Origin of the sequence: Corynebacterium sp. HMSC036D02 (genome assembly GCF_001836165.1) — a bacterium.
Taxonomy (GTDB): Bacteria; Actinomycetota; Actinomycetes; order Mycobacteriales; family Mycobacteriaceae; genus Corynebacterium.
The window spans coordinates 112,917-125,399 of record NZ_KV827706.1 but is presented as its reverse complement, the minus strand read 5'-3'; the positions used below and the strand labels follow the sequence as shown (position 1 = coordinate 125,399).

The window sequence follows — 12,483 nt, the reverse complement described above, 5'->3', positions numbered from 1 at the left end:
ACACCTCCAAACTTCCCCCGCCGTGGCCGAAAGGAGTCACGTTTCACGATGGCTGAATCATCCATGTCCCGCCTGAGCAACCAGTACCATTCCTGGGTACACGCGCACCCCACCGCGGCGCAGGATTTCCGCGATGCCATCGAGGACTTGCTTAACGACGCCGGCATTATCTTCGACCGCGTAGCAACCCGCGTCAAGCAGTGGCCTTCTCTCAAGGCCAAAGCGAAGAAGCGCCGCGACAACGGCGAGCTGATGTACCCGAAGCCATGGGAAGATATCCACGATGTTTTGGGCGTGCGAATCACCGTCTTCCACTCCACAGTTATCCCGGAAGCCCTGGAGGTTTTGGGAGAAACCTTTGCCGTACTGCGCTCGGTGGATAAGGCGGCGGAAACACGGATTTCTGGTGGTTTTGGGTATGGCTCGCACCATTTGGTGCTGACGGTGTCCGAGGACAGCGCCACCACGCTGGAGGAACTTGAGCCTTATATCGGCTGGACCTTCGAGATTCAAATCCGCACGGTGCTACAACACGCCTGGGCAGAATTTGAGCACGATATCCGGTACAAGCAGGGCCCGAACCCGCCTTCCCCACAGGTGGATCGCCTCTTCACACTGGCTGCGGGCCTCATTGAGCTGGCGGACCAGCAATTCGATGAGATCGCCGCACTCAAAGCCCCCAGTTCTGAGGCAGGCGATGACGTAGAAATTACAGCTGAGACCCTCCCTGGCGTCCTCGCCATTATTCTGGGCAACCGCTTCCCGCGTTCACGCTCGGAGCATTATCGCTTCCTTGCCGAGTTGCTCGAAAACAACGGCATCACACGCTTGAGCCAGCTCAAGCAGCTGCTCGACGATGACGCCATCGCCCACGTGCACGACGCCATGCACTACCGCTTCCGCCCAGGCCAGGTCAGGCTTATCGACGACCTGCTGCTCAACAAATTCGGCCCCCAGCACATCGAGGCCACGGCCGAGGCCGGTGACCGCAAAGACCGCAAGCGCCGCTTGAACGCGCGCTTGAAGGCCTTAAAGAACTTCCGGAATAATTAGCGGAATCCACCGCGGAATTTCTCCATCTGCCGGCGTTCTTTCTTCGTCGGGCGGCCAGCACCGCGCGGTCGGACCGGAACGGAGGGCATAAACTCTTTCGGCGGTGGCGGCGGGGCATGGTCGATATAACAGGTGCGCGCAATCGGGGCGCCCACGCGCTTGGACACGGTGGCTAGCACCTCAAGGTCATGCTCGTGGTGGTTGCGCCACACGCGCACGCGGTCGCCGGGCACAACCTGCTGCGCGGGCTTGGTGGCGTTGCCATTGAGTTTGACGTGCCCGGCGCGCACGGCGGTGGCGGCCTCCGAGCGAGTCTTGAACATGCGCACGGACCAGACCCAAGCATCAATACGTACGGGCCGCCCGTCGGGCTGATTCACCATGAGCTTTTATAGGTTGTGGTTCTCGTTCACGATCTTCTGGATTTTGACCCAGTTGTACACGCCACCCACCACGGCGACGATGAGGCCAATGGCCATCCAGGTCCAGAAGCTGGTAAGTGCCCAGCCCAGGAGCACACCGCCGGCGACGCCGCCCACGACGCAGATAGCTCCGTTGCGTGCATGGGTACGCACGGCTTGCTTGCGTTGCTCAATGGGGTTGTTGGGGCGTCGCTGCATAGTCATGGGGCTCATTCTACATGGCCCGAATCCCGCGGCCTTAAAGCTCCACCCAGGCAGTTCCAGCTTCCTTTGGCTCTACCCCACCCTGGGTCAGCGCGGCGAGCGTCGCCGCGAGCTCCTCCTCGCCGCCGGGCTCCACAGACACGGTGAAGGTCACTGCCTGGCAGTAGTCGGTATCCACCATGTCCACACCGCGGTTGCGCAGCTCCGCCTCCAACCGGCCGGCCTCCGCGTGGGAAACCTCGACAGTATAGAGCTCGCGCAAGGCGCGCGTGACGTGCTCAACTTGCTCCATGGTCTCACTGACGGCACCGCCGTAGGCGTGAACGAGCCCGCCCGCGCCCAGCTTGATGCCGCCGAAGTAGCGCACCACGACCGCGCAAATATCGAGCAGTCCGGAGCCCTTCAAAACATCGAGCATTGGCTTGCCCGCCGTGCCGGAAGGCTCGCCGTCATCAGACGATCGCTCCACTGGATTCGAGCCATCGACGTGGTAAATGTACGCCGAGCAGTGGTGGCGGGCGTCGGGGAAGCGGTCGCGGGCGGCGTCGATAAGCGCGCGTGCTTCCTCTTCATTCGTGGCGCGGCCAATGAGGGTGATAAACCGCGAACGTTTGATCTCAATCTCGTGTTCAACGATGTCACCGGCGACGGGGCGCTGATAGCTCTCCAGCATTATGCGACGAGGAAGTCATACTCGGGGGTACCTGGCTTAAGTTGCTGGCAATTGAGCTTCGACTTCTCCATGCGCTCCAGCAGTCCGTCTATACCTGCAGCGCTACCCAATTCGATGCCCACCAGCGCAGCGCCGGTCTCACGGTTATTGCGCTTGAGGTACTCGAACAGCGTAATGTCATCTTCCGGGCCAAGAACATCCTGCAGGAAGTGGCGCAGCTGGCCGGGCTCCTGCGGGAAATTCACCAGGAAGTAGTGCTTGAGTCCACGGTGCACCAGGGAGCGCTCCATGATTTCGGCGTAGCGCAGCACGTCATTGTTGCCGCCGGAAATCACGCAGACCACCGTTGAACCCGGCTGCAGGTTGAGCGTGCGCAGGCCGGTCACGCTCAGCGCGCCGGCGGGCTCGGCGATAATGCCCTCGTTTTGGTACAACGCCAACTGCTCCGTGCAGACGGCGCCTTCGGAGACGGTGTCATGGTGCAGGCGGCCCTGGTTGGCTTCCAGAATCTGGAAGGGCAGCTCACCGATGCGCTTGACGGCAGCACCATCGACGAAGGGATCAACGGTCTCCAGGGTCACGGGCTCACCAGCAGCGAACGCTGCGCTTAGCGACGCCGCCCCCGCCGGCTCAATGCCCACCACCGCCGTGCGCGGGGCCATGTCGGCGAGGTAGGAGGTGATGCCGGAGATGAGGCCGCCACCGCCCACGGGGACCACCACGGTATCGAGGGATTTACCGATCGAAGACAGCTGGGAGACGATTTCGGCGGCCACAGTTCCCTGGCCGGTAACGGTATCGCGCGAATCGAAAGGCTCGATGAAGAAGGCGCCGTGCTCCGCTGCATCCGCGTGCGCGGCAGCTGCTGCCTCGTCGAAATTGGCGCCGGTGACAACGAGTTCCACGAGGTCGCCGCCGTGGACCAGGATGCGGTCGCGTTTTTGTTTCGGGGTCGGTTCCGGCACGTAGATCTTGCCGTGGATTCCCATGGTGCGGCAGGCATAAGCCACACCCTGGGCGTGGTTGCCCGCCGACGCCGTAACGATGCCTTGCGTCCGCTGCTCTTCGCTGAGGTTTGACATGCCATAGATGGCTCCGCGGATCTTGTAGGAGCGCACATCTTGTAGATCCTCGCGCTTTAAGTACACCTCATAGCCGGTTTCCTGGGACAGTCGCGGGCAGTATTGCAACGGGGTCGGGGCAATCTCCGAGCTAATTCGCGATTGGGCCAGTTGGATATCAGAGGCGTGGATTGGCTCGAAGTCTTGCGGGGTGCTTGTCATGGTGGCTCATTTTAGCGCCCCACCATTCTTTCGTCGCGTATTACCTAGCATTCGACCGATTCACTGAACGTTTACCTAGATCTCGCTTGGCCGCAACGCTCTGTTCCCCAAAGGTGTCATGGGCGGCACGTACGGTGATGCGGAATCTTTTTCGCCTCGCTTCAAGGAGTCTTTCTCAATGTCTCGCTCTATCTCCCGCCGCTCTCTCGCGCTCTGCGTGGCGACCGCAACCAGCCTCAGCGTGGCCGTACCGGCCTCCTCGGCCGCGATTGTGAACAACGTCATCGAGCACTCGGCGGCAGACGCCAGCCTCAAGCTCACCCCGGTTGGCACCTATGAGTCCGGTGTATACGCGGAGTCGGCCGCGGAGATCGTGGCCTTTCACCCGAACTCCAAGCGCATCCTTACGGTCAATGCGCACGCTGGTCAAATCGATATCCTCGACGCTTCCGATCCGGCCAAGCCCACCTTAATCGACTCTATCTCTGCTGGTGAGGGCAAGGAAATCAACTCCGTAGCCGTGCGCCCCGATGGCCTAGCCGTGGCCGCCGTCCAGCAGGCGGACAAGACCGAGGACGGCGAAGCACTGTTCTTCAACGCCGCGGCCACGGACCTGGATACCGCCGAATTGGGCCGCGTGATGGTGGGCGCATTGCCGGATAACGTTCACCTCACCGCAGATGGTGGCTACGCGCTGGTGGCTAACGAAGGCGAGCCCTCCAATGAGCTCAACGCCGAGGGCACCGACTACGTCACGGACCCGGAAGGCTCCGTCTCCGTTATCAAGCTGCCGAAGGCTGTTGAGGCTCCAACCCAGGCGGATGCCCGCATCGCTGGATTCACGGCTTTCGACGGCCAGCCTCTGCCGGAGGGCGTACGAGTTTTCGGCCCCTCTGGCCATGACTCCAAGCCTTCTATTGACTTTGAGCCGGAGTACATCACCTCCCAGGATGACAAGGCCTTCGTGACACTGCAGGAGGCCAACGCCATCGGTGTCATCGATTGAATCTGCCACGGTGGAGAAGATCCTGCCTGCCCACATTGCGTATCACTCGCAGGTCCCGCTGGACCCCTCGAACAAGGATGATGCGGCCGAGCTGCGCACGATCCCGGTCAAGGGCCTGTCCATGCCAGATTCCATCGGTGCCTTCACCGCTGGTGGTCAGACCTACTTTGCCACCGCGAACGAGGGTGATGCCCGCGAGTGGGGTATCAAGGAAAAGGACGGCGGCTCCGGCGCCTACACCGATGAGGTGGAGCTCAAGGACGTGGTCGAGGATGGCCAGGTGTGCGAGGGCGCGCTGGGCGACGTCGACCTGGACAAGCTCGCCGACAAGAAGGAAGCCGGCAACCTGAAGTTGAGCAACGCCTCAGGCTGGAACGAAGAGAAGGGCTGCTTCGACGAGCTCTATGCCTACGGCTCCCGCTCCTTCAGCATCTACGACGCGGAGGGCAACGTTGTCTTCGACTCCGGCGCCGAGTTCGAAAAGATCACCGCCGAGCTCAACGAGCCGGGTATCTTCCACCACAACGCCGACAACGAAGAAGCAACGTTCGATGATCGCTCTGATAACAAGGGCCCAGAGCCAGAGGCCCTGACCATCGGCACCGTTGGGAAGCGTACATATGCCTTCATCGGCGCAGAGCGCGTTGGCTGCATCTTCGTCTACGACGTCACCGACCCCGCCAACGCTTCCTTCGTCACCTATGTCAACAACCGCGACTTCTCCACTGATGAGTTCGCTGTTGCCGGCGACTTGGGTCCGGAGGGCTTTGCCTTCGTCGACAAGGCAGACTCCCCCAACGGCGAGCACCTGCTCATCGTGGGCAACGAGGTCTCCGGAACCACCACCGTCTACAATGTTGAGGACCTGCTCAATGCCGACGAGGACGACGAGGATACTGCTGGCGACTACGACGACGAAGACAAGAGCAGTCAGAGCTCCCACTCCTCCACCGCGACCATCGCCCTCGGTTCTATCATCGGAGTCATCGCCGCTGTGGCTGCCGCGGTAGGCCTGCTGAATGCCCCGGGTGTCCGCGAAACAGTTCTCAGCCTTGCCCCGGCACCGCTGCGCGAGCAACTGGAGAAGTTCCTATAAAACCTTTGTCGTTAAGGGGAGGGCTGCTACATTTAGATGGGCTTGTAACGAGCCGGACCTTTTATGCAGCTCTCATAACCGCCTTACTAAGGAGAACATCTCATCATGCGTCTTTCCGCCTCCCTCGTCGCTGTATGCGCCACGACCATGGCCTTAGCTACTCCGCTTGCGGCAGCTAACGACTCAACTGCAGACTCCAACGGTAGCTCGCTGTCCGTAGGTAACCTCGATGTCTCGCACTCCTCCCAAGCAAAAGAGGACACCGCGCCAGAAAAGGGCACATCTCCAGAGACGGACCCCGAAAAAGCAAAGAAAGCTGCGGAAGATGCTGCTTGGGGAAAGATGCCAGAGTGGTTGCAGTCCGCCCGCCCGAGTGACACAACCAAGGAAGTCGTCGCCTGGCTGACCACAATTTTTGGTTTGGTAGCCGCTGGGGTCAACGCGTTGGTCCTTGTCGCTAAGGCTAACCCTTCTATCCTTGACGGCCCACGAGATTTCCTCAAAAGCCACGGTATCACCGTGAACTAGCACTTTTCACTGCACGAAAAAGGCGGCTGCGACATTGCGTCACAGCCGCCTTTTATTGGATGGAATCAATCGCAGCCAAGCTGGATAGACTTAAAACAGCTCCTCGGTGGCAATCTGGGCACCTTCCACGAGGGACTCCAGCTTGGCCCACGCGATCTGGCGGTGCAAACGGCCGCCGAGGCCGCAGTCCGTCGATGCAATCACGTTTTCCGGGCCCACCAATTCAGCAAACTGGATGATGCGGTCCGCCACCAAGCGCGGATGCTCCACAGCATTCGTGGAGTGCGAAACCACACCCGGGTAGATCACAGTGCCCTCCGGCAGCTTGTGGTCCTTCCACACGCGCCACTCGTGCGCATGACGCGGCGAGGCCCCCTCGAAGGAGAAGCCACCAACCTTGGCCTGCAGGATCTCTTCAATGATGTCCTCGAAAGGAATATCCGTCACGTGCGGGCCATGCCAGGAGCCCCAGCAGATGTGCAGGCGGGTCTGCTCACGCGGGATGTCCTTGATGGACTCGTTGAGAATCTCAATACGCTCGCGCAGGAAGGCCTGGAAATCCTCGACCGTCGGCTCCGGGACCACCGAGTCCCAAGCTTCGGCCAGATCCGGAGCATCGAACTGGACGGTCAGACCGGCATCGGTGATGGCCTTGTACTCCACCTTGAGCGCCTCACCGCAAGCACGAACAAGGTCGGTTTCATCCTCGTAGTACTTATTAGGCAGACGTGCCGCAGCACCCGGGGACAGGGCGGCGACGAAGCCTTCGGTACCTTCGGGAAGGGCGTCGGCAAGCAGTTTCACGTCCGCCTCGACCTGCTCCTGGCCGATGTAGGTAACCGGGCCGGTGAACTCCGGGTTGGCTACCTTCTTGCGGCCGGTAAAGATACCCGAATCCGGATCGTTATAGGCCTCGGCGAACAGGGCGCGGTCGCGGCGGTCCTTCATCGAGGAAAGGCGAATCTTGCCTGGCTCGGAACGAATCTTGTCACCGATTTCCCAGCGGTCCTTGTCCGTCATGGTCAGACCACCCAGGCGGGTAAAGGAGTAGTTCCACCACGCGCCGTAGTCCACGGCGCCGGAGGTGATGTGGCCGTATTCGCCCTCGTTGATGATGTCGATGCCGAGATCGACTTGGCGCTTGACGACGTCTGCGACCGAGCGTTCCAGAATCTCGTGGAACTTCTCATCGGAGATGGTGCCTGCGGAGCGCTCGAGGTTAGCTTCCAGCAGCTCCTTCGTGCGCGGCAGCGAGCCAACGTGGGTGGTGCGGATCTTATTGACCATGAGGAAACGGTCTCCCTTTCAACTAGACTGTGCTGTCTAGCGTAACCCACGGGCGAGGCGCAGCCCGCTTCATTCTGTACTTTTATTCAGCACCCGAACGAAGCATGCTGTCTCAGCCCAGGATGCCGGCGCCCATCGTCGCCTTGAGATCACCCATGAGGTTGCTGGAGCGCTCCACACGCAAGTGCTCGCCAAGGACCATCATGGTGGACTCTTCGCCGTCGACAAGCGTTAGGTACACGTCCGACTCGCCCTTGTTGTTGACCAGGACCTGCTTCAGCCGTGCGATGTTGTCCATCGTGCACTGATCCGTGCGCATAGTCAGCCGCAGTGGCAGGCCAGCACCGTTGCCAGGGCCCAAGTCAGGAACGCGAATATCGGAGCAGAACAGGGACATGCGCTCATCGCGGATCTTCACCTGGACCTTGGCCAGGATGATGTTGTCTTCTGCAATCTGCGGGGCCACCAGGGAGTAGACCTGATTGAACACGAGGATATCTACCTGCGCGCCGTTGTGGTCCTCGATGCTCACAATGGCCCAGGGCGAACCATCGCGCTTGGAAAAGCGCCTGTCAACACCCGAAATGATGCCGCCAATCACCAACTCTTGGCCGTTGCCCACCTCACCGTTGAGGATCTTCGTAATCGGTGTATCGGTCTGCGCGTTCAGGGCTTCCTCAAAACCATCGAGCGGGTGGCCGGACACATACAGGCCCAGCATCTCCCTTTCCAAAGCCAGCTCGTGCTTGCGGTCCCAGTTCTCGTCTGGGATATCGATGGCGAAGGCGGAGACAGAGTCACCTTGTTCATCGCCACCGCCGAAGCCAGCGAAGAGATCGAATTGGCCCTTGTCGGCCGCCTTCTTAGTCGTCTGGACCGAATCGACGGCGTCTTCATGGATGAGCATGAGGCCCTTGCGCGGATGCTCCATGGAATCGAAGGCACCGGCCTTGATGAGGGATTCGGTGACGCGCTTCGAACAGGCCGCCAGCTCAATCTTGTCCAGGTAGTCGGAGAAGGATGTGAAAGCACCTTTCTCGCGGCGGGTCTTCACGATGGAATCCACCACTTCCCCACCAACGTTGCGGATAGCGCCCATGCCGAAACGAATATCCTCGCCCACGGCCTGGAAGGTCTCCACCGACTCGTTGACATCTGGGGAGAGCACGCGGATGCCCAGATGGCGGCAGTCAGCCAGGTAGATGGCGGACTTGTCCTTCTTGTCACCCACCGAGGTCAGCAGCGCGGCCATGTATTCCGGCGCATAGTAGGCCTTGAGGTAGGCCGTCCAGAAGGACACCAAACCATAACCGGCGGCGTGGGACTTGTTGAACGCGTAGGAGGCGAAGGGCTCAATGGTGCCCCACAGAGCGTCCATCGCTTCCTTGGAGTAGCCGTTATCCTTCATGCCGCCCCAGAACTTGTCATATTGCTGGGCCAGCACTTCCGGCTTCTTCTTACCCATGGCCTTGCGGAAGCCGTCTGCCTCGCCGGCGGTGTAGTTCGCCACCTTCTGCGAGATACGCATGATCTGCTCCTGGTACACAATGAGGCCATAGGTCTCATCCAGGATTTCCTTGAGCGGCTCCTCCAGCTCGGGGTGAATTGGGGTAATTTCCTTGCGGCCGTTCTTGCGGTCGGCATAATCCCAGTGCGCGTTCACACCCATCGGGCCCGGGCGGTAGAGCGCCAGCGACGCCACGATGTCCTTAAAGCCCGTTGGCTTCATGCGTTTGAGCAGCTCCTGCATGCCGCCGGAGTCCAGCTGGAACACGCCCAGAGTATCGCCGCGCGAGAGCAGGTCATAGACCTTTGAGGCATTCGGGTCGTCGGCATGGAGGTCTTCTAGGTGGACTTCCTCGCCGCGGTTCTTCTTGATGTTTTCCAGGCAGTCACCAATCACGGTGAGGTTGCGCAGGCCCAAAAAGTCCATCTTCAGCAGGCCGATGGCCTCACAGGCCGGGTAGTCCCAGCCGGTGATGTAGGCGCCGTCGGCTGGGCGCTTCCACATCGGGATGTGGTCCATGAGCCGGACCGAGGCCATAATCACCGCGCAGGCATGCACGCCGGCCTGACGGACCACGCCCTCGAGGCCGCGGGCGGTCTCGTAGATCTTCCTGACGTCCGGGTCAGTCTCAATCATCTGCCGGACCTCGGCCGCCTCAGAGTAGCGCTCGTGCTCTGGGTCCATGATGCCGGCGAGCGGGATGTCCTTGGCCATGATGGCGGGCGGGAGGGCGCCGTTGATGCGGTCCGCCATCTGGAAGCCCGGCTGGCCAAAGTGCACCTTGGCGGAGTCCTTAATGGCCTGCTTGGTCTTCACGGTGCCGAAGGTGATCACCTGGGCAACCTTGTCCTCGCCCCACCGCTCGGCGGCGTAAGTAATCATCTCGCCACGGCGGCGATCATCGAAGTCGATATCGATATCAGGTGCGGACGGACGCTCCGGGTTCAAGAATCGCTCGAAGAGCAGGCCGTGCTCGATGGGGTCAATGTTGGTAATCGTCAGCGCGTAGGCCACGAGTGCACCGGCCGCCGAACCACGGCCCGGACCAACACGAATGCCAATGGAGCGCGCGTGCTTGATGAGCTCGGCCACGATGAGGAAGTAGGAAGGGTAGCCCTTCATATCGATGACGCTGATCTCGTATTCAGCACGGTCGATGTATTCCTGCGGCACATCCCCACCGTTGAAGCGATCCTTCAGTCCCTCCATAACCTCGTGGGTCAGCCAGGAGGTTGGGGTGTAGCCCTCGGGGACGTCGGCAATCGGCATGCGGTCGTGGGTGTGCTCCTCCCAAATCGCGCCGTAGTCCTGCACGCGCTCCGCAATCCACAGGGTGTTATCGCAAGCCTCCGGCACCATATGATCCCACAGCTCACGCATCTGCGCGGCGGACTTGATGTAGTAGCCGGTGCCGTCGAACTTGAAGCGGTCCGGATCCATGAAGGTCTTACCGGTCTGCACGCAGAGCATGGCCTCGTGGGAGGGGGCCTGGGATTCCAGCACGTAGTGGCAATCATTGGTCACCAACGGCGGCAGGTCCAGCTTGCGGCCGATCTCCAGCAGGCCATCGCGCGTGCGCTTCTCGATGTCCAGCCCATGGTCCATGAGCTCCAAGAAGAAGTTGTCCTTGCCGTAGATGTCCTGCCACATCGCGGCAGCCTCCAGCGCCTCATTGAACTGGCCCAAGCGCAGGCGGGTCTGCACGTCGCCGGAAGGGCAACCGGTGGTCGCGATGATGCCCTCGGCGTGCTCGGCAATCAGCTCGGCGTCCATGCGCGGCCACTTACCCAACTGGCCCTCATAGGACGCCAAGGAGGAAAGCTTGAACAGGTTGCGCAGGCCGGTCTCATTTTCCGCCAGCATGGTCTGGTGCAGATAGGCACCGGAGGCGGAGACATCATCGCGCTTCTGGTCCGGGGTGCCCCACAGCACGCGCTTCTTGTTGAAGCGCGACTCAGGCGCCAGGTAGGCCTCGATGCCGATGATGGGTTTCACCCCGGCGCTTGTCATCCTTTGGTAGAAGGCATTGGAACCGTACATGTTGCCGTGGTCAGTCATGCCGACTGCCGGCATACCTTGGCGGAGCACCTCATCAGCCAACATATCCACCTTGGCCATGCCGTCCAGCATGGAGAATTCGGTGTGGTTGTGCAGGTGGACGAAGGAGGAGTTTTTGGCCATGCGGCTCATCTTAGCGGGGACGTCAAACTTCGCCCGTAGCTCCTCGCTGAGGTACATTTTCTTAAATGTTCTACACCATTGCTGCCTATCTCATGTGGGGCTTCTTCCCGGCGTTTTTCCCGCTGCTGCGCCCCGCCAGCCCTTTCGAGATCTTGGCCCACCGCATCGTGTGGACCGCGGTTCTTGTCACCGCAATGCTCCTGGTGACCGGCGGCTGGCGCGAGTTACGAGCGTTCAGCTTGCGCACCTGGGGGTGGATGCTCGCCTGCGGCGTGGCCATCACCATCAACTGGGGTACCTACGTCATCGCCATCAACAGCGACCACGTGGCCGATGCCGCACTTGGTTATTTCATCAACCCGCTTGTCTCCGTGGCCCTAGGAATCATCTTCCTCAAGGAAAAGCTGACGAAGGCGCAGGTGGCGTCGGTCAGCATCGCCTTCATCGCGGTGTTGTGGCTGACCTTCATGACCGGCCAGGCCCCCTATTATTCGCTGGCCTTGGCATTCAGCTTCGGAATCTATGGCTTGCTCAAGAAACGCATCACGGTCTCGTCGATGGGCTCCGTGGCCGCGGAAACCTTGGTCATGCTCCCCTTCGCGCTGATCTACCTGGGCTACCTGCAGGCACAGGGCGAATCCACCTTCACTACCGAAGGGCCCGGGCACATCGCACTGCTGATTACCTCCGGCCTCGTCACCGCCCTCCCGCTGCTGTGTTTCGCCCAGGGCGCTAAGCACCTGCGCCTGTCTACCCTCGGCATGCTGCAGTACATGACCCCCATCATGCAGATGCTGTGGGCATTGTTCGTCACCCAAGAGCACATGTCCACCGAGCGGTGGATCGGCTTTGCCATCATCTGGGTAGCGGTCATCATCTACCTGGCGGACTTGGTGCGCATGGGCCGCGCTTCTCGACGCCGCGCCCGCCTCCACCCCGCCGACGCATCACCCACTGCTTAAGGACTAGCGGCGCTTCAGCTCTTCGCGCGCCTCCCGAGCCTGAGCGCGCCGGGCAGATTCCTCGCGCGCGTTGAGCGCCCACCGCGGCATGAGGATGGCCATGGCGATGCAATAGATGGCCACCACGATGAGAATGCCGAAGGTGAGCTTGTCCGCTCCCCAGATCCCTTGCGCGATGGCGGCCCCGGAGGCGATGAACGCGCCCGCCCACATCAACAGATACGCAAAGCGGTAGTTCGGCGGCCACTCGGAGGTGTTGGGAAACAGGCGCATGTCTTCTC

General features: G+C 61.0%; 10 protein-coding genes and 1 pseudogene. 4 read left to right on the top strand and 7 right to left on the bottom strand.

Translation table 11 applies throughout. The features are described from left to right. Window positions 1–48 precede the first annotated feature (48 nt). Window positions 49–1,053 (top strand): GTP pyrophosphokinase, encoded by a 1,005-nt coding sequence (locus HMPREF2743_RS11345; RefSeq protein ID WP_070526795.1) that lies wholly within the window; start codon window positions 49–51, stop codon window positions 1,051–1,053. Here the strand turns inward: HMPREF2743_RS11345 and HMPREF2743_RS11340 are convergent. Genes HMPREF2743_RS11340 through ilvA form a run of 4 tightly spaced genes read right to left on the bottom strand, consistent with a single transcriptional unit; the run spans window position 1,050 to window position 3,635 of the window. Beyond that, complete coding sequence (locus tag HMPREF2743_RS11340; protein WP_010190494.1) at window positions 1,050–1,436, bottom strand: RNA-binding S4 domain-containing protein; 387 nt, start codon at window positions 1,434–1,436, stop codon at window positions 1,050–1,052. The two genes, HMPREF2743_RS11345 and HMPREF2743_RS11340, sit on opposite strands and share 4 nt — an antisense overlap. A 6-nt stretch (window positions 1,437–1,442) precedes the next feature. Continuing rightward, window positions 1,443–1,679, bottom strand: coding sequence for a hypothetical protein (locus HMPREF2743_RS11335; RefSeq protein ID WP_070526793.1), 237 nt, complete (start codon window positions 1,677–1,679; stop codon window positions 1,443–1,445). Window positions 1,680–1,713: 34 nt separating this feature from the next. After that, window positions 1,714–2,352, bottom strand: coding sequence for a YigZ family protein (locus HMPREF2743_RS11330; protein ID WP_070526791.1), 639 nt, complete (start codon window positions 2,350–2,352; stop codon window positions 1,714–1,716). Continuing rightward, window positions 2,352–3,635, bottom strand: coding sequence for a threonine ammonia-lyase IlvA (ilvA, locus tag HMPREF2743_RS11325; protein WP_070818820.1), 1,284 nt, complete (start codon window positions 3,633–3,635; stop codon window positions 2,352–2,354). The genes HMPREF2743_RS11330 and ilvA overlap by 1 nt, the downstream gene beginning before the upstream one ends. A gap of 178 nt (window positions 3,636–3,813) precedes the next feature. On the opposite strand from ilvA, the pseudogene HMPREF2743_RS11320 reads away from it, so the two are divergent. Both HMPREF2743_RS11320 and HMPREF2743_RS11315 read left to right on the top strand, forming a co-directional pair. After that, window positions 3,814–5,737: pseudogene (locus tag HMPREF2743_RS11320) on the top strand (choice-of-anchor I family protein). Between the two features lie 105 nt (window positions 5,738–5,842). Further along, a complete protein-coding gene (locus HMPREF2743_RS11315; protein WP_070526786.1) occupies window positions 5,843–6,265 on the top strand; it encodes a hypothetical protein in 423 nt (140 codons plus the stop codon). A 90-nt stretch (window positions 6,266–6,355) separates the two neighbouring features. Here the strand turns inward: HMPREF2743_RS11315 and HMPREF2743_RS11310 are convergent, their stop codons facing one another. Both HMPREF2743_RS11310 and dnaE read right to left on the bottom strand, forming a co-directional pair. After that, window positions 6,356–7,552 (bottom strand): cobalamin-independent methionine synthase II family protein, encoded by a 1,197-nt coding sequence (locus tag HMPREF2743_RS11310; RefSeq protein WP_070526783.1) that lies wholly within the window; start codon window positions 7,550–7,552, stop codon window positions 6,356–6,358. A gap of 112 nt (window positions 7,553–7,664) precedes the next feature. Next, a complete protein-coding gene (dnaE, locus tag HMPREF2743_RS11305) occupies window positions 7,665–11,240 on the bottom strand; it encodes a DNA polymerase III subunit alpha (protein ID WP_070818859.1) in 3,576 nt (1,191 codons plus the stop codon). A 65-nt stretch (window positions 11,241–11,305) separates the two neighbouring features. Between dnaE and rarD the strand changes: the two genes are divergently transcribed. After that, a complete protein-coding gene (rarD, locus tag HMPREF2743_RS11300) occupies window positions 11,306–12,202 on the top strand; it encodes an EamA family transporter RarD (protein WP_070526780.1) in 897 nt (298 codons plus the stop codon). Between the two features lie 3 nt (window positions 12,203–12,205). Here the strand turns inward: rarD and HMPREF2743_RS11295 are convergent, their stop codons facing one another. Then, the gene (locus HMPREF2743_RS11295; protein ID WP_070526777.1) at window positions 12,206–12,475 is read right to left on the bottom strand and encodes a permease; all 270 of its coding nucleotides are present in this window, start codon (window positions 12,473–12,475) and stop codon (window positions 12,206–12,208) included. Window positions 12,476–12,483: the final 8 nt, after the last annotated feature.

Excerpts from the sequence above, each read along its gene's own strand:
- HMPREF2743_RS11345 (WP_070526795.1), top strand. The coding sequence starts at position 49 with ATGGCTGAATCATCCATGTCCCGCCTGAGCAACCAGTACCATTCCTGG.
- HMPREF2743_RS11340 (WP_010190494.1), bottom strand. The coding sequence starts at position 1,436 with ATGGTGAATCAGCCCGACGGGCGGCCCGTACGTATTGATGCTTGGGTC.
- HMPREF2743_RS11335 (WP_070526793.1), bottom strand. The coding sequence starts at position 1,679 with ATGACTATGCAGCGACGCCCCAACAACCCCATTGAGCAACGCAAGCAA.
- HMPREF2743_RS11330 (WP_070526791.1), bottom strand. The coding sequence starts at position 2,352 with ATGCTGGAGAGCTATCAGCGCCCCGTCGCCGGTGACATCGTTGAACAC.
- ilvA (WP_070818820.1), bottom strand. The coding sequence starts at position 3,635 with ATGACAAGCACCCCGCAAGACTTCGAGCCAATCCACGCCTCTGATATC.
- HMPREF2743_RS11315 (WP_070526786.1), top strand. The coding sequence starts at position 5,843 with ATGCGTCTTTCCGCCTCCCTCGTCGCTGTATGCGCCACGACCATGGCC.
- HMPREF2743_RS11310 (WP_070526783.1), bottom strand. The coding sequence starts at position 7,552 with ATGGTCAATAAGATCCGCACCACCCACGTTGGCTCGCTGCCGCGCACG.
- dnaE (WP_070818859.1), bottom strand. The coding sequence starts at position 11,240 with ATGGCCAAAAACTCCTCCTTCGTCCACCTGCACAACCACACCGAATTC.
- rarD (WP_070526780.1), top strand. The coding sequence starts at position 11,306 with ATGTTCTACACCATTGCTGCCTATCTCATGTGGGGCTTCTTCCCGGCG.
- HMPREF2743_RS11295 (WP_070526777.1), bottom strand. The coding sequence starts at position 12,475 with ATGCGCCTGTTTCCCAACACCTCCGAGTGGCCGCCGAACTACCGCTTT.